At 60.8% G+C, this 17988-nt stretch carries 12 protein-coding genes; 9 read left to right on the top strand and 3 right to left on the bottom strand.

What is annotated here, in order from left to right:
• Nucleotides 1-61 precede the first annotated feature (61 nt).
• Nucleotides 62-4573, top strand: a complete 4512-nt coding sequence (locus tag ACA049_RS20900; protein ID WP_497329473.1) for a hemagglutinin repeat-containing protein — start codon at nt 62-64, stop codon at nt 4571-4573.
• Between the two features lie 124 nt (nt 4574-4697).
• Here the strand turns inward: ACA049_RS20900 and ACA049_RS20895 are convergent, their stop codons facing one another.
• Both ACA049_RS20895 and ACA049_RS20890 read right to left on the bottom strand, forming a co-directional pair.
• Nucleotides 4698-5879, bottom strand: coding sequence for an acetyl-CoA C-acyltransferase family protein (locus ACA049_RS20895; protein ID WP_497329471.1), 1182 nt, complete (start codon nt 5877-5879; stop codon nt 4698-4700).
• Nucleotides 5876-6658, bottom strand: a complete 783-nt coding sequence (locus tag ACA049_RS20890) for an enoyl-CoA hydratase (protein WP_497329469.1) — start codon at nt 6656-6658, stop codon at nt 5876-5878. The genes ACA049_RS20895 and ACA049_RS20890 overlap by 4 nt, the downstream gene beginning before the upstream one ends.
• Nucleotides 6659-6875: 217 nt before the next feature.
• Here ACA049_RS20890 and ACA049_RS20885 point away from each other — a divergent pair, with 217 nt between their 5' ends.
• The 8 genes from ACA049_RS20885 to ACA049_RS20850 all read left to right on the top strand — a co-directional run bounded on the left by ACA049_RS20885 (nt 6876) and on the right by ACA049_RS20850 (nt 16317).
• A complete protein-coding gene (locus ACA049_RS20885) occupies nt 6876-7979 on the top strand; it encodes a polyamine ABC transporter substrate-binding protein (RefSeq protein ID WP_497329467.1) in 1104 nt (367 codons plus the stop codon).
• A 31-nt stretch (nt 7980-8010) separates the two neighbouring features.
• Nucleotides 8011-9429: an aminotransferase gene (locus tag ACA049_RS20880; RefSeq protein WP_497329465.1), complete on the top strand. Its 1419-nt coding sequence runs from the start codon at nt 8011-8013 to the stop codon at nt 9427-9429.
• Between the two features lie 53 nt (nt 9430-9482).
• A complete protein-coding gene (locus ACA049_RS20875; protein ID WP_497329463.1) occupies nt 9483-10319 on the top strand; it encodes a helix-turn-helix transcriptional regulator in 837 nt (278 codons plus the stop codon).
• A 264-nt stretch (nt 10320-10583) separates the two neighbouring features.
• Nucleotides 10584-11144 (top strand): hypothetical protein, encoded by a 561-nt coding sequence (locus tag ACA049_RS20870; RefSeq protein WP_497329461.1) that lies wholly within the window; start codon nt 10584-10586, stop codon nt 11142-11144.
• Between the two features lie 413 nt (nt 11145-11557).
• Nucleotides 11558-11920, top strand: coding sequence for a DUF6124 family protein (locus tag ACA049_RS20865; protein ID WP_497329459.1), 363 nt, complete (start codon nt 11558-11560; stop codon nt 11918-11920).
• A gap of 338 nt (nt 11921-12258) precedes the next feature.
• The gene (locus tag ACA049_RS20860; RefSeq protein ID WP_497329457.1) at nt 12259-12759 is read left to right on the top strand and encodes a sigma-70 family RNA polymerase sigma factor; all 501 of its coding nucleotides are present in this window, start codon (nt 12259-12261) and stop codon (nt 12757-12759) included.
• Between the two features lie 40 nt (nt 12760-12799).
• Nucleotides 12800-13774, top strand: a complete 975-nt coding sequence (locus tag ACA049_RS20855) for a FecR family protein (RefSeq protein WP_497329455.1) — start codon at nt 12800-12802, stop codon at nt 13772-13774.
• 119 nt (nt 13775-13893) lie between these two features.
• Nucleotides 13894-16317: a TonB-dependent siderophore receptor gene (locus ACA049_RS20850; protein ID WP_497329453.1), complete on the top strand. Its 2424-nt coding sequence runs from the start codon at nt 13894-13896 to the stop codon at nt 16315-16317.
• Between the two features lie 248 nt (nt 16318-16565).
• Here the strand turns inward: ACA049_RS20850 and ACA049_RS20845 are convergent, their stop codons facing one another.
• The gene (locus ACA049_RS20845; protein WP_497329451.1) at nt 16566-17717 is read right to left on the bottom strand and encodes an MFS transporter; all 1152 of its coding nucleotides are present in this window, start codon (nt 17715-17717) and stop codon (nt 16566-16568) included.
• Between the last annotated feature and the right edge of the window lie 271 nt (nt 17718-17988).

Below are 17988 nucleotides of genomic sequence, written 5' to 3'. Positions count from 1 at the left end.
GACAGCCACGGCAATCACCCCAACGCGCAACGTGATGCCGCACTTTAATTGAGAGGTCTTTATGCCTGCACAGACATTTGCGTTTCATCTTTCCCCTCGGGGCAAATTGCGCTGGGCGATTGCCAGCCTGTTCCTGATTGCCCAACTGCCAAGCGCTTTCGCGGGCGGCGTGGTGGTCGCGCCGGGCCCCGGCGGCACTGCGCAACTGCAAACCCAGGGCGGCGTGCCGATCGTCAACATCGTTGCACCTAATGGCTCGGGCCTGTCGCATAACCAGTTCCTCGACTACAACGTCGATCGCCAGGGCCTGGTGTTGAACAACGCCTTGCAGGCCGGGCAATCCCAGCTCGCCGGGCAACTGGCCGCCAACCCGCAGCTTCAGGGCCAGGCCGCGAGCGTGATCCTCAACGAAGTGGTCAGCCGCAACGCGTCGGCCATCAACGGTGCCCAGGAAATCTTCGGCCGCGCCGCCGATTATGTGTTGGCCAACCCCAACGGCATCTCGGTGAACGGCGGCAGTTTTATCAACACGCCGAACGCCAACCTGGTGGTCGGCCGTCCCGAATTGAACGACGGCAAGTTGCAAGCCCTGAGCACCCGGGATGCCACCGGGACGTTGCAGATTCAAGGCGCGGGTCTGCAAAACCGTGAGGGCTCGATCAACCTGATCGCCCCGCGTATCGATAGCCAGGGCAGCCTCAACGCTCGCGATCAACTGAACCTCACCGTCGGCCGCAATCAGGTGGACTACGCCTCCGGTCAGGTGAAAACCGTGGACCCGGCCGGCCACACCACCGATCAACGCATCGACGCCAGCCTGTTTGGCGCCATGCAAGCGGGGCGCATCAACATCGTCAGCACCGCCGAAGGCGCGGGTGTGCGAGTCGGGCCGGTGCAAGTCGCGGGCCGTGATGGCGTGCAGATTCGCTCGGCAGGGGATTTGAGCATCAGCGGCCAAGCGATTCCCGATAGTCTCGATGTGGTCCGGGCCGGCGTGCGCAGCAGCCAGGGCGACGTCGGCCTGCACAGCGGCAAGGACCTGACCCTGGCGGCCGCCGATGTCAGCGGTCGCGACGTCAAACTCGACGCCGGACGCAACCTGACCCTGAGCACAGTCGAAAGTCGCCGTCTCCAGGAGCAGCGCGAAAACTGGAACAACAGCACGATCGGCATCACCTGGGAAACCTACGACCGCACGCAGACCGACAGCGATTCACGCCAGCACGGCAGCCAGATTCTGGCCAGTCGAGACGCGCAATTATCGTCCGGCGCTGACACCGAATTGAAGGCGGCCAAGGTCGAAGCAGGGAAAAATCTAAGCGTGCAAAGCGGCGGCGATCTGCGCCTGAGCGCTGCCACCGAAAGCCACACTCAGACCGATCAGGGCCATCACCGCAAACACCTGTGGAAAGCCGATTGGAACAGCAGCAGCGAAGAGCAACGCAGCATCACCAGCCAATTGAAGGGCGGCAACATCGCCTTGCAGACCGCCGCACTGCTGCATTCCGAAGGGGCTGGGTTGAACAGTGCCGGTGACATCCACCTCGCGGGCAAGCAGGTGGACATCACCAGCGCCAGTCGCACTCAGCGCAACACCGACAACCGTTACTCGGGCGATCTGGTGGGCGGCGGTTTCTTCGGCAAGACCGGCGACGCCGATCAGGGCAAGACCCAAAACCAGGGCAGCAAAATCAATGCGGCCGGCAAGCTGATCGTCAAGGCGGACGACGTGCGCATCAGCGGCAGTCAGGTGCGCGGCGGTAGCGAATCCAGCGTCATCAGCGACAAGGGTTCGCTGGTAATCGATGGCGTGCAGGACACTTCCCACACGAACAGCCACGACAAGGACAGCAAGTTCTTCGGCATCACCAAGGACGAAACCCGCCAGAACGCCAAGGACAGCAGCACCGTGCGCAGCGAGCTGACGTCGGACAGCAACCTCACGCTCAAGAGCGCCAAGGACATCGAAGTTGCCGGCTCCACGGTCAAGGCCGGCGGCACCCTGAGCGCTGACGCGTCGGGGGATGTGAACGTGCATTCCAGACAAAACACCCGCGACAGCAGCAGGACCACCGAGACACGCGGCTTCGACGCCTACGCCAAGGAAAACGCCCCGGACGCGGGTCAGTATCGTGCCGGTGTGCATTACGAAGACAAGCAGCAAACCGTGACTGGCAACGACGTCAAGCAGCAAGGTTCCAGCCTCAGCGGCGGCACCGTGCAACTGGTGACGGGTGGCGACCTGACGCTTAAGGGCGCCGAGGTCAACGCCACCCACGGCGACGCGACACTGACCGGCAAAAACGTCTCGCTGCTGGCCGAGCAGGACAGCCACAGCACCTCGACCGATAAAACCAGCACCAGCGGCGGCTTCTACTACACCGGCGGTCTCGACCGTGCTGGCAGTGGCGTCGATTTCACGCACACCACCTCGCAAGACACCACCGGCAAAACCACTGCACAAACTACCGGCATGCAGAGCAGCGGCAACCTGACCATCAACACCGGCAAACTCACCACCGAAGGCGCGCGTCTGGATGCCGGCAAAGGCCTGAATGTCGCTGCCGCTGAGGTCGACAATCGCGCTGCGAACAACACCGACAGCAGCACCCATAAAGACAGCAACTGGTCGGCGGACATCGGCGCCAACGTCGAGTACAAAGACATCGCCCGGCCAATCGCCGGCGCGGTCAAGGACGTGCTCGCCGGCAAGGTGCCGGACAAGGATGCACTGGCGGATCTCGGTCAACCCAACGTGGGCATCGACGTCGCCATCGGTCATCAGAACGCCAGCCACACCGAGCAAACCAGCAACGCCGTGGCCAGCCAGTTCAAGGGCAGCACCGTGGATGTGAACGTGGCCGGGACGTTGCAGGACCAAGGCACGCACTATCAGGCGAGCGCGGGCAAGGTCAATATCAACGCTGATACGTTGGTGGCGAGCGCTGCGAGCAATACCCACAGCAGCACCGATCAGGCACTGGACGCCAAGGCTGACGTGCGGGTCTACACCAAGACCGGTGAGGACGTGAACGTCGCCGGCAGCGGCGCGGGCGGCAGCAGCCAGACGCGCAAAGACAGCTCCAGCGCCGTCGTCGGCAGCTATGCCGGCAGCGAAGGGGTGAACATCAACCTGCGTCGCGATGGCCAGTTCGAAGGCAGCCATTTCGACGGCGGGCAGGGCGGTGTTGCGATCAAGACTGGCGGCGAACTGGCGCTGAACCAAGCCAATGACCGCCAGAGCAGCGACACCTCCAGCCTGCGCGGCAACGGCTCGTTGAGCGTCGGCACTGCGCCGGGCACCAACGGCACCAATGTCGATCTTGGCGCTGGTTTCCAGCTCGACCACACCGGCAAACAGACTGAAGACAGCCAGGCGCGTGTGGCGAGCATTCAGGGTAAAGGTCCGGTGCTGCTGAGCAGCGGTGGCGACCAGATCCAGCAAGGGACCAAGGTCGACACAGTGGGCGGCATCGACCTGAAGGCTGGCGGCAAACTCGATCTGCAAGCGGCGACCGACACCCACAACGCGACCGGCAGCAACCTCGGTGGCGGCCTCAAGGTGGGCGGCAGCAAAACCAGCACGGAGAAAAGTGCCGATCAGGGCGGCAACGTGAGCGGCAATTTCAACATCGGTCGGGTCAACGAATCGACCCGGACCTTGACCGGTGGCCAGCTCAACAGCCAGGACACGATCGCCCTCAGCGGTGAGGAGATCCACCTGCAAGGCACTCAGGTCAACGCCCCGGGCGTCAGTCTTGATGCGCAGATGGGCGGCATCTTTCAGGAGTCGGCCGAGTCCACACAGAACCGCACAAACTGGAATGTGGCACTGAATGCCGGCGGCAACCTGAGCAACAGCACGCCGGTTGTGGTGGATGAACAGAACGTCGCCACGAGTGATCACGGCTTCAATGCCGGGGCCAAGGTTGGCGTGGATTACCAGCAAGGCACGAGCCAACAGAACAGCCAGATCAAGGCTGAAAGCGTGGTGTTGAACAGCGCGGGGGATACGCATCTGACGGGCGCGCGCATCGATGCGGCGAGCGTCAGCGGCAAGGCCGGCGGTGACCTGAACGTGGAAAGCCGCCAGGACAGCCAGACTAGCGCCAAGCTTGATGTTGACCTCGGCCTGACGGGCAAGAAGGCTGCACCGTCCGACAAGGACACAGTCGCAGAGAATGTGAAACCGGGCGGGACCGACTACAAACCGACACTGAAACTTGAGGGTGGCTACGCGCATAAAGACAGCGTCAGCCAGGTTTCCGGTATCAGTGGCACCCAAGGCGTGAACCTGAAGGTAGGCGGCGCAACGCAGCTGACCGGTGCATGGGTTTCGTCCACTGAAGGCCGCGTTGATCTGGGTGGGTCGAAGGTCAGCACGACGACCGTGGACAACCGTGATTACGGGGTCAACGCCGGTGTGGATTTACCTGAAAAGGCAGAGGGTGAAGCCAGTAAACCGGTCGTTTCAACCCCGGGTGAACACAGCGTCAAACTGGGTCCTGTCACCCTTGGTGGTCATTTCGATAGTCAGTCGTTGAAGGCTGGGATCGACGAAAAAAACATCTAAAACGCAAGACCCTGTGGGAGCGAGCCTGCTCGCGATAGCGGCGGTACAGCCGAGAAAATTCTCGCCTGGAACACCGCATCGCGAGCAAGCTCGCTCCCACATTTGTTTACCGTCGCTCTAGCATTTAAACCCGCTCAAAAATCGCCGCAATCCCCTGACCACCACCAATGCACATAGTCACCAGCGCATAACGCCCGTTGACGCGCTGCAGTTCGTGGATGGCTTTGGTGGCAATCATCGCCCCGGTCGCGCCCACCGGGTGACCGAGGGAAATGCCCGAGCCGTTCGGGTTGACCTTGGCCGGGTCGAGTTCCAGTTCCTGGCTGACGGCACAAGCCTGGGCGGCGAAGGCGATGTTGGCTTCGATGACGTCCAGATCCGCCACGGTCAGGCCTGCGCGTTTGAGCGCCAGGCGTGTGGCGGGAATCGGTCCCAGGCCCATCAGTTCTGGCTCGACACCGGCGTGGGCGTAGCTGACCAGGCGGGCGAGCGGGCGCAGGTTGTTGGCCTGGACCGCGCTGCCGGTGGCCATGACCAGTGCAGCGGCACCGTCGTTCAGGCCCGAGGCATTGCCGGCTGTGACCGAACCGTCGCTCTTGAACGCTGGCTTCATCTGCGCGAGTTGTTCCAGAGAGGTGGCGCGCGGGTGTTCGTCGATGCTGAACAGCGTCGTTTCCTTGCGACCACGGATTTCCACCGCAGCGATCTGCTCGCTGAAGTAGCCATTGGCGATCGCGAACGCGGCACGCTTTTGATCTTCCAGGGCGAGGGCGTCCTGCATGTCGCGGGTGATGCCGTTGCGCTGGGCGACGTTCTCTGCGGTGATGCCCATGTGTATGCCGTGGAACGGGTCATGCAGGATGCCCAGCATGTAGTCGATGGCCTGGACGTTGCCCATGCGCGCACCCCAACGGGCGGACGGCATCAGGTACGGGCCGCGGCTCATGGACTCGGCACCGGCACCGATCGCAATCTCGGCATCGCCCAGCATCAAGGTCTGGGCCGCGCTGATGATGGCTTGCAGGCCGGAACCGCAGAGGCGGTTGACGTTGTAGGCGGGGGTTTCTTTCGGGATGCCGGCGTTCATCGCGGCGACCCGGGAGATGTACGCGTCACGGGTTTCAGTCGGGATCACGTTGCCCATCACCAGATGGCCGATTTGCGCCGGGTCCACGCCGGAGCGCTCCAGCGCGGCCTTGACGGCCGTGGTCGCCAGATCGGCCAGCGGCACATCTTTGAGCGAGCCACCAAAGGAGCCGATGGCGGTGCGTGCGGCGCTGACAACAAATACGTCTGGGGTGTTCATGAAGGCGTTCCTGTAGATGGGTTCTTTTCAGTGCTTCGATTAAGGAGTGCGTTCAACGCTGACTGCGCTTCAGGGGTTGTCAGGCGCTTGATGAACAGCAGGTTCTCTTGACGGATGGTGGCTTGCAGTTCCGGCATCGATGTCTGTTTGAGTAACTGCCGGGTTTGACGCAGGGATTCCTGGGGCAGCGCCAGCAGTCGACGAGCCATGTGCTCGGCGGCCTCCAGGCATTGTTGCCCGTCGTCGAACAGTTCGTTGGCCAATCCGCACGCGACGGCGGCGGCACCGTCCAGGCTGTCGCCCCACAGCAGCAGGCGCGCCGCCCGGGCGTGACCGAGCAAGCGTGGCAGCAGCAGGCTCGCGCCGAACTCCGGGCACAGGCCCAGGTTCACGAACGGCGTGCGTAACCGGGCATTGCGGGTGACCAGCACCTGATCGCAATGCAGCAGCAGGGTGGTGCCGATCCCGATGGCCGCTCCGCACACCGCCGCGATCAACGGTTTTTGCAGGTGGATAACCACGCGCATCAGGCGAAACGCCGGGCTGTCCAGATCGGTCGGCGGATGCTGGAGAAAATCCGCCAGGTCGTTGCCACTGGTAAAGCACGAGGCGCCACCCGTGAGGATGATCACGCCAATGTCGGCGTCCTCATCAGCGGCCAGCAACAGGTCGCCCAGCTGCATGTACATGCTGTTGTTCAGCGCGTTGAGTTTGTCGGGGCGGTCAAAGGTCAGCGTCAGGACGCCTTCGTGTCGTTCTTGTTTGATCAGGTCGTTCATGTACGTGCCCTGGGTGATCTCTATGTACGGCACTCTAAGCGTGGGACTGGCGCTGGATCTATGACAAAACAAGTCAACGAAACTGCTGTTTTTTGCCATGTCGGGCCATCGCAAGGCTCACACACCCATTCGGGGTATGGCGCGGTTGGCTGAATCGACCAATAGTGGATTCATCCGCTCATCCAGATCGGAACTCGCTTGATAAGGTGAATTTGCTATGCGCAAGGCCTTCTTGGTGATGCTTGGTACGTTACTTGTGCCGCTGTCGGTAGCCGTCCACGGCGCCGAAGTGGACGATAACAACACGTTGCGGCTGTACAACTGGGCGGATTACATCGGCGAAAAAACCATTGCCGACTTTCAGAAAGCCACCGGCATCCGCGTGATCTACGACACGTTTGATGCCTATGAAACGGTTCAGGCCAAGTTGCTCACCGGCCATTCCGGTTATGACCTGGTGGTGTTGAATGCCTCTCTCGCGCCACCGCTGATCAAAGCCAAAGTGTTCCAGCCACTGGATAAAAAGTTGCTGCCGGGCTGGACCAACCTGGACCCGAAAGTCTTGCAGGACTTGCAGGGCTTTGATGCCGGCACGTTGTACTCCGCGCCTTATACCTGGGGCAGCAACGGCATCACCTACAACGTCGACAAGATCAAGGAACGCATGCCGGATGCGCCGATTGGCTCGCTGGCGATGATCTTCGATCCGAAAATCGTCTCGCGCTTCGCCGACTGCGGCGTGACCCTGGTCGATGCGCCCACAGAAGTCATTCCACTGGCGCTGAAGTACCTGGGACGCGACCCGAGAAGCGCCGCACCGGCCGATCTGGAAGCGGCGCAAGCGTTGCTGTTGTCCATCAGGCCTTACATCCGCAAGTTCGACTCGGTCAACTACCTGACCAGCCTGCCCAATGGCGATGTGTGCATGGCCATGACCTGGTCGGGCGATTACGCGACCGCCATGGCCCGCGCCGAAGAAGCCAAGTTGAACATCAAACTGGCTTATTTCATTCCCAAGGAAGGTTCGCTGATCTGGTTCGACAACCTGTACATCCCCGCCGATGCGCCGCATGTGGCCAACGCACACAAGTTCCTCGATTACTTGATGCAGCCACAAGTCATGGCGGATGTGACGGACTTCATTCACTACGCCAACAGCAATGCAGCGGCCACGCCGTTGGTGCACGCCGATGTGCGCAACAACCCGGCGATTTATCCCGATGACGAAACGCGCCAGCGGCTGTTTCCGCAAAAGACTCAGGACGCAAAAGAGATGCGCGCCATGACCCGGGTCTGGAGCACGGTGAAGAGCGGAATTTGATCGTTTAATTGTTCGGTTTGAGGTTTTTTGTATGGCGACTCCAATCAAGAAAATCGTGTCTGACGTTGATAACGCGCAACTGGTCAAAGCCGACAAAGCGCACTACATGCACGGCTATCACATGTTCGACGAACACGCCGAACAGGGCGCGCTGAACATTGTGGCCGGTGATGGCGCTTATATTTACGACACTCAGGGCAACCGCTTTCTCGATGCGGTCGGCGGCATGTGGTGTACGAACATCGGTCTGGGCCGTGAAGAAATGGCACTGGCGATTGCCGACCAGGTCCGTCAACTGGCGTACTCGAACCCGTTCTCCGACATGTCCAACAACGTCGCCATCCAGTTGTGCGAGAAACTCGCCAGCCTCGCGCCCGGCGATCTCGATCATGTGTTCCTGACCACCGGTGGCTCCACCGCCGTGGACACCGCGTACCGGCTGATTCAGTACTACCAGAACTGCCGCGGCAAACCGGAAAAGAAGCACGTCATCGCCCGTTTCAATGCGTATCACGGCTCCACCACCCTGACGATGTCGATCGGCAACAAGGCCGCCGACCGCGTGCCGGAATTCGACTACGCCAACGACAAGATTCACCACGTCTCCAACCCCAATCCCTACCGGGCGCCGGAGGGTATGGACGAAGCGCAGTTTCTCGAGTTCCTGGTCAAGGAGTTCGAAGACAAGATCCTGTCCATTGGCGCGGACAAGGTCGCGGGCTTTTTTGCCGAGCCGATCATGGGTTCCGGCGGCGTGATCATTCCGCCCAAGGGCTACCTGAAACGCATGTGGGAAGTCTGCCAGCGCTACGACATTCTGTTTGTCGCCGATGAAGTGGTGACGTCGTTCGGGCGTCTGGGCAAGTTCTTCGCCTCGTGGGATCTGTTCGATGTTCAGCCCGACATCATCACCACGGCCAAAGGCCTGACGTCGGCTTATCTGCCGTTGGGCGCCTGCATTTTTTCCGAGCGCATCTGGAAAGTCATTGCCGAGCCCGGTAAGGGCCGCTGCTTTACCCACGGCTTCACCTACAGCGGCCACCCGGTCTGCTGCACGGCGGCGTTGAAGAACATTGAAATCATCGAGCGGGAAAACCTGCTGGAACATGTCGACGTCGTCGGCGCGTATCTGGAACAGCGTCTGGCGACACTCAGCGACTTGCCGTTGGTGGGCGATGTGCGCTGCCAGAAGTTCATGGCCTGCGTGGAGTTCGTAGCGGATAAACGCACCAAGGCGCTGTTTGCCGACGAGATCAACATTGGCGAAATGATTCACTCCCGGGCGCAGGCCCGAGGGCTGTTGGTGCGGCCGATCATGCACCTCAATGTCATGTCGCCGCCGCTGATCCTGTCGTGTGAGCAGGTGGATGAAATCGTCGAGATCCTGCGGGTGTGCATTCTTGAAGTGGCGGGTGAGCTTGAGCAGAACGGCCAGTATTTCGGCCAATGAGTTCGTCGACTCCGCGGTTACCAGGTGCCGGTTCACCGGCTAGACTGCGGGGCATGAGCAAACCAAACGACGACACGTTGATCGCATTGCCTTTCGGCGCCTTGCATAAATGGCACGGCGAAATGCGCCAGGCATTCGCCCATATCGATGAGCCCGACGCGCTGCACTTTTTGGCGTCGGCCTTCGGGCATCTGGTGGCGATCGAATCGGTGATGATCAGCCTGGAACACAAGGACCGTCCGCCGCAGTTGTTGTATCAGCGTGGCATACCGGAAAAGTATCGGGAGTCGATCATCGACCGCTATTTTTCCGGGGGCTACCTGCTCGACCCGTTTTGCCTGGCGGTGGAGCAGGGGCTGGCCGAAGGGTTTTATCACCTGGAGGACATTGCCCCGGACAACTTCTTCGACAGTGAGTACTACAAGACTTACTACTTGAAGGCCGGGAGTTCGGAAGACAGTTTTTACATTGTCGATACCGGCAATGACACCAAGGTGTCGGTGAGCCTGTTTCAAGGTTTTGGCGGGGAAGGGCTGCGGGTTGAACAGCTGAATCTGCTGCGGGCGGTCGAACCGCTGGTGCGCGGTTTCATCAGCGAGTTCGGACGCCGGGGCTTGCAACACCGCGCCGTCAATGAGGGAGTGCGTGACGATCTCAAGCAACGTGTGCAGTCGGCCTTCGAACACTTTGGCTGCGACTTGCTCACCGAACGCGAGCGGGAAGTGGCGCACATGGTGCTGCGGGGCCACTCCGTGAAATCCACGGCCAGCCAGATGAGCATCTCGCCGGAGACGGTGCGCATGCACCGCAAGAATCTTTATCTGAAGTTGGAGATCGGATCACAGTCGGAGCTGTTTGCACTGTTTATCGAGTGGCTGCGCAAGCACTGATCCGTGATTTTCTGCCAACCCCGGAATCCTGTGGGAGCTAGCCTGCTAGCGATGAACGTCAACGATAACGCGTGCTGTCTGAATCAACGCGGTGTCTGAGCGTCCATCGCTAGCAGGCTAGTTCCCACATGGATTCAGGTTGACCAATATTGAGGGTCGATTCGTCGCAGATCATCGAAGTTCAACTAGAATTCTAGACTTCAGCAGGCAGGTTGCAGCCGCGCTCAAACAACAAAAATAGTGCAAAACAAGGGGCACCCAACCTTGAAAATTTCAACCCTCTGCGCTACCGGGAGCCTGTTGGTTTCGACCGCGGCGTCCGCCAACGGCGTTATTCCGGTACTCGACCTGGACTTCACACGACCGGCCGCCGAGACCCTGAAAAAACTCGGCATCGACGACGCGTGTATTGTTGCCGCCTCCAACCCGGCAGCGTTCACTTACTGTCGTGAAGGATCATCGACGCTCTGGAAATATCAGGCTCTGGATCTGGAACAACAGGCATCGATCATTAAAGGCGAACTGCGGGCCGCCACGGATTACGGGCGAATCACTGTCGTGGAAGTTGACAGCGCCGCCTGCCACGAAGACACCCCAGCGCCTTTGATCAAGCCGGTTATCACTCGCGGGTTCGCCCTTGGCATGATCCTGCTGTTTTTGTTGATTGGCGTTCGATACACCTACCGGGCATTCATGCGCCACCGCGATGACTACGCCGTGCTGTCGGACGCGTCCTTGCAGCAATTGACCGGATACTTGCCGGCCAAGGCGTTGGGAGCGTTTAGTATTGCCGCGGCCGCGGCCCTGTTTTACTGCTTCTGGTGACATCACCGGCAACAGCGTTCGTCCGGACAATTCGACCCCCTGTGGGAGCGAGATTGCTGCCTGTTCGGAGTACATGTTTAAAGGCGTTTAAGGTTACTTCCTGAAAGCTACAGCGCCTTGCGCCATTACCTACGACTACGCCAGAATCCGCCGGCTTGTGCGCTTTGGACCCCCTCGGTAACTTGGTCCCCGTCACTGATTCCCAGTGAACGGGTTTAGTAGCCCGAGGTTCGAATAATGCGACAGGCGTCTGTCAGACAGGTATTTCCATGCCTGCTACTGATGGTGGCTGTGCGCAGGGCGCCCTCGGGCGCGCCGGTCTTCTATTCGTTCCCCGGTCTACTAACCTGCGTACAGCCGCCACCCCTCGTATTAGTAGCGAGGCGAGGCTGCCCATTCAGGAACGAATAAATATGTGCAAAATAACTCCAAACCCGCCAGACACTGATCCGGCATCCCCCTACGAATCACTCGATTCCAAAAAACTCCACGAAGCCGCCGAACGCGCCCTCGACCATTACCTCAACCCCGCCGCCCTCAAAATTCCGGTCATTCGAAAACCGAGCACCATGTTCATGATCGCACCGGACATCAAAGACGAAGACCTGCTGGCGCACACCTGCGAATCACTGGCCTCGGCCAGCGTCATGACTGCCGACTTCGCGGCCTACCTGGAAGGACCGCACCGGCATACGGCGCTGGGAATCCAGCAAATCATCATGCAGGCGGAACTGGCGGTGAACCGGATGATGGATAACGCCGAAGTGCCGAAGTAAGCACCGTAATACCGCGTCATCGTTCTTCGCGGGCAAGCCACGCTCCCACAGGGTTTGAGGTGATCACACAATAAGTGAACGCCACAAAACCTGTGGGAGCGTGGCTTGCCCGCGATGGCAATAGACCAGGCACCATCACCCTTGAATCCGAAAACTCCCCACCACCTGACGCCCGTCTTCGTCCGTTGCATCGCGCACTGATCCAGAGGTTTACGACAGCCCCAGCAACAGGGACCGTTGGCTCGACTGACTAACGGACACCCCAGCGATGTGGAATCCATTGCTTCCCCTTAATAGGAAGAATTACTATTCACGCCCCGTCTCCACAGCACACCGCAATGACCCCCAAGTTGCCCCGCAGACACGGCTTTTTCGAGCATTACGAAGAGTTGGTTGGCACCTGGACCCGTCGCCTGAGAAATCGTCAGCAGGCTGAGGATCTGGCCCACGACACCTTCGTGCGGGTGCTTGAGTCCGATTCGTCGGCGGTGGAGCAACCCCGGGCGTATTTGCACCAGACCGCGCGCAACATCGCGGTGGATGGTTATCGGCGTGAGGATCGGCGGGGCGCCATGGAGTCGGAGGCGGTTGATCACAGTGTGTCGTCGTCCGGCGACCCGGAGCATTTCATGCATGCGATCCAGTTGGCTGATTCCATCGAGCGGGCGCTCACCGAGCTGCCGGTCAACTGCCGCAAGGTGTTCGTCTGGCAGAAGATCGAAGGCCTGACCCAGGCGGAAATCGCCCAACGCCTGGGACTGTCCAAGAACATGGTGGAAAAGTATATGATCCGCACCTTGCGGCATCTGCGCGACCGCCTCGACGGACTGCACCCATGATCGGCCGCGCCTTCTCACCCCCAGCCAAACAGGAACTTCCATGATGGATACTCGTGATTGTGCGTGCGGGCAAACAACGGTTCGCGACGATGCGGCGCGGTGGTTTGTGCGTCTTCAGGAACCGGCCGTGGACGTCGAGGAATACCGGCGTTTCGAAGCGTGGCTGGCGGAACATCCTCAGCATCGCGATGAATTCCAGGTGCTTCAGGGCCTGTGGACGGCGGCCGATCTGCTGCCCGCCAAGCGTCTGCAAGCCCTGTGCGAAACTCCGCCGGCCCGGCGTAAACGCCAGCCGCTGGTGCGTTATGCGGTGGCGGCCAGTGTGTTGGCCGTAGCGCTCGGGTTGGGGCTGTTCAGCGGCTTGAATCACCCGGCGATTTATACCGCCGAATATTCCACGGCCTTGGGCGAGCGCCGTCATGTGGCGTTGCCCGACGGCTCGGTGATCGACTTGAACAGCCGCAGCCGCATTCAGGTGCGCTATGAAAAAGACCGTCGTGGCATCGAGTTGACCGAAGGCGAAGCCATGTTCAGCGTCGAACACGACACAAGCCGCCCGTTTGTAGTCGAGGCGGGCAGCGGCAAGGTGACGGTCACCGGCACACGCTTTGATGTGCGCCGCGATCTCACGGAAACCCGGGTGGCGGTGGAGCAGGGCACGGTCAAGGTTCAGGGGCAGGGACAGGATGTCATCAGCCTCACCGCAGGCCTCGGCACTCGCGTCGATGCCAAGGGCGTGGTTGCTGCCGCATACGCAGTCAATCCGGCAGAACTGACCGCTTGGCGCAGCGGCAAACTGGTGTTCAACAACGCCAGCCTTGCCGATGTCGCCGCAGAAGTCTCGCGCTACCGCGAGAAGCCACTGACGGTCGGCAACGACAAAGTGGGCAATCTGCGCCTGACCAGCGTGTTCAAATCCGACAACACCGACGCGCTGCTCAAGGCCTTGCCGAGCATTCTGCCGGTGGCCGTGCGGACCCTCGATGACGGCAGTCAGGAAATAATTTCCAATTAATTTCCAATTAATTTCCAAACCGATTCAGGTTTTTTTTGAGTTCTTCGTCTTCTTGTCCAACTGCAACTGGTTTGCATTAACAGCCGCACACTCTTGCGATCTACAGGACAATGTTCGACGTGAAGAAAACCACCGCTAAAAACAACAATTCCCCTTGGTTGCGGCTCGCGCTCGCCCTGGCCGTCAGTGCCGCGCTACCCCAGGCATTCGCCGCCGACGGCATCCATATTCCGGCTCAGCCGTTGGGCCAGGCCTTGAGTGAACTGGGTCAGCAAACGTCGTTGCAGGTTTTCTTCAGTCCTGAATTGGTAGCGGGCAAACAGGCGCCAGCCGTCGACGGCGACCTCTCGCCGGAGCAAGCCTTGCGCCAATTGCTGCAAGGCAGCGGTCTGCAATATTCGATCGATGAAGGCTCGGTGACCCTGACGCCTGCACCGACTTCCGCTGGGGCTGGCCCGATCGAACTGGGCGTGACCGACATCAAGGTGGTCGGCGACTGGCTCGGCGATGCCGACGCGGCGGTGGTGCAGAACCATCCCGGCGCACGGACAGTGATCCGCCGCGAAGCGATGGTCGAGCAGGGCGCGATGAACGTCGGTGACGTGTTGAAGCGCGTGCCTGGCGTACAAGTGCAGGACGCCAACGGCACCGGCGGCAGCGATATTTCCCTGAACGTCGGCGTGCGCGGCCTGACCTCGCGTCTGTCGCCTCGCTCCACCGTGCTGATCGACGGTGTGCCGGCAGCCTTCGCGCCGTACGGCCAGCCGCAACTGTCCATGGCACCGATTTCCTCCGGCAACCTCGACAGCATCGACGTGGTGCGCGGCGCCGGTTCCGTGCGTTATGGACCGCAGAACGTCGGTGGCGTGATCAACTTCGTGACTCGCGCGATCCCGGAAAAAGCCACCGGCGAAATCGGCACCACCCTGGAAACCTCTCAGCACGGTGGCTGGAAGCACATCGACACGGCGTTTCTCGGCGGCACTGCCGACAATGGCATCGGCATGGCGCTGTTGTACTCGGGCGTAAACGGCAACGGTTATCGCGAGCGCAACAACGGCAATGACATCGACGACGTGATTCTCAAGACGCACTGGGCGCCGACCGATGTCGACGATTTCAGCCTCAATTTTCATTACTACGACGCCAGCGCCGACATGCCCGGCGGCCTGACCCAGGCGCAGTACGACGCCAATCCGTTCCAGTCCGACCGTAACAACGACAACTTCAGCGGACGCCGCAAGGATGTCTCGTTCAAGTGGACGCGGCAGCTCGACGACCGCACCCAGGCCGAAGTCCTGACTTACTACACCGACAGCTTCCGCGGCAGCAACATCGCCGCCCGCGATCAGAAAACCCTGGGCTCGTTCCCGCGCACTTACTACACCTTCGGCATCGAACCGCGGGTGTCCCGTGTGTTTGACGTCGGCCCGACCACCCAGGAAGTCAGTGTCGGTTATCGCTACCTCAAGGAAGCCATGCACGAACAGGCGAGCCGCCTGGCGCTGGTCAACAACGAGCCGGTGATTCGTCCCGGTTCGGACGGCCACGTGTACCAGGATCGTACCGGCGGCACCGAAGCCAACTCGGTGTACGTCGATAACAAAATCGATGTCGGTAACTGGACTATCACCCCTGGCATTCGCTTCGAACACATCAGCACCGACTGGCATGACCGCGCCGTACTCGACACCGCTGGCAGACGTGTACCGGAGAAGAACCGCAGCATCGAAAGCAACGAGCCGCTGCCGGCCCTGAGCGTGATGTATCACCTGTCGGAAGAGTGGAAGCTGTTCGCCAACTACGAAACCTCGTTCGGCAGCCTGCAGTATTTCCAGCTGGGTCAGGGCGGGACGGGGGACGAACCCGCCAATGGCCTGGAACCGGAAAAGGCCAAGACCTATGAGGTCGGCACGCGCTACAACAATGAGGTGTGGGGCGGCGAGTTGACGGCGTTCTACATCGACTTCGATAAAGAGCTGCAATACATCAGCAACGACGCGGGCTGGACCAACCTCGGCGCGACCACACACCAGGGCATCGAGGCGTCGGTGCACTACAACATGGCGGCACTCGACCCACGACTCGACGGCTTGACCGCCAACGCCGGGTTCACTTACACCCGCGCCGTGTATGAAGGTGAAATACCAGGCTTCAAGGGCCGTGACCTGCCGTTCTACTCGCGCCAGGTGGCGACCGTCGGGCTGCGTTACGACATCAACCGCTGGACCTACAACCTCGATGGCTTTGCCCAGTCCAAGCAGCGCTCACCGGGGGTTGCGGTCAACGCCGACGGCAGCTTCAGCAACAACTACATCACCGAAGGCACCGCCGATGGTCAGTACGGCGACATTCCGGGCTACGTGACCTGGAACGTGCGTGGGGGTTATGACTTTGGTGCACAACTGTCGAACCTGAAAGTCGGCGCCGGGGTGAAAAACATCTTCGACAAGCAGTACTTCACTCGCTCCAGCGACAACAACTCCGGGATGTACGTCGGCGCGCCGCGCACGTTCTTTGTGCAGGCCAGCGTCGGGTTCTGATAGACCGAGGTGACCCCATCGCCAGCAGGCTGGCTCCCACATTGATCTCTGCTAAACACAGAATTTGTGTTCACTGAAGATCCACTGTGGGAGCGGGCTTGCTCGCGAAGACGGCTTCACAGTCGACAAAGTTGTTGAATGACGCACCGCTTTCGCGAGCAAGCCCGCTCCCACATTGAATCGCTGGCGTACACAGAATTTGTGTTCACTGAAGATCCCTGTAGGAGCGAGGCTTGCCCGCGAAGCTTTTAAACCTTCAACACTTTACCGCCAATGGCCACCGCCACCAGCAACACCGCCATCAACCCGAAGGCAAAGCTCAAACTGCTGCCATGGGCGATAAACCCGATCACCGCCGGGCCCGCGAGAATCCCCGCGTAACCCAACGTGGTAATGGCTGGCACCGCAATGTGCTCAGGCATGACCGTCTGTTTACCGACCGCCGTATACAGCACCGGCACAATGTTCGAGCAACCCGCCCCCAGTAACGCATAACCGACCAGCGCCGCCTCCCAGACTGGCGCGAACGTCGCCAACGCCAGTCCCGCCGCGGCCGTCAGGCCACCGAACACCATCACCCGCGTCGCGCCCAGACGCCGGACAATCCTGTCGCCGGTCAGCCGCCCGGCGGTCATGGTCAGCGCAAACGCCGCGTAACCCAGCCCCGCGTACGCCGTGTCGATCCCGCGTTCCTGCACCAGGAACACCGCGCTCCAGTCGAGCGCCGCGCCCTCGGCCAGGAACACAATGAAACACATACCGCCGATAAACAGCACGATGCCATGGGGCACGGCAAACGCCGGTCCCGAGCTTTCGCTGCCGTAAGGCAACAGGTGCGGCGCCGCTTTGAGCAAGGCCAGCACCAGCACGACAACCACCACCGCCATCGCCCCCAGCGGCGACAGACCCAGGCCGAGCAGGGCACTGACACCCGCCGCGCCGACAATCCCGCCGAGGCTGAACATCCCGTGAAACCCCGACATCATGTTCTTGCCGCTGGCGCGTTCGACGATCACCGCTTGCAGGTTCACCGTCGAATCTACCGTGCCCAAACCGGCACCGAACAGGAACAGCGTGGCGATCAAGGCCGGCACCGACGACACCGTTGCCAATAGCGGCAGCGCCACGCAGATCAACAACGTTCCCCCAGTCGCGACCCGACGGCAGCCGAAACGCGTGGACAACAGGCCAGCCATCGGCATCGCCAGAATCGAGCCCACCCCCAGACACAACAGCAACAAACCGAGCGTCCCTTCGTCGAGCCCGGCGCGCACCTTGGCATACGGCACCAGCGGCGCCCATGCGGCAATCCCCAGACCTGCGATGAAAAAGGCGATGCGGGTGGACATCTGCTCCAGGCGTCCGGGAACAAAGGTGGTTTGGGCATTGAGGCTGGTCATATCGATCCTTGGCAAAAAACGTCGCGTCTCCAAGGGGCAGTAATCGACCGGTGAGGGTTCGATCATCACGTCCACGAGGATTTGCAGTCAGGCAGGGCGCCATCGTTGCACAGCGTGACCCTTTGCCGCGAGCGCAGCTGCGGCCTTCTTCCGACCGGTATACGCGGCCTGCCTGTTAGTTCCGACAGTTTGCCGTTGATGACAGGGCTTGGCGCTCAACGGGCTTGCCCGGTTGACTGCCTGACCGACGATTCAAGCGTCCGTATTACGG

The organism is Pseudomonas sp. LBUM1662, assembly GCF_059695915.1.
This window is presented reverse-complemented; position numbering and strand designations above follow the sequence as displayed.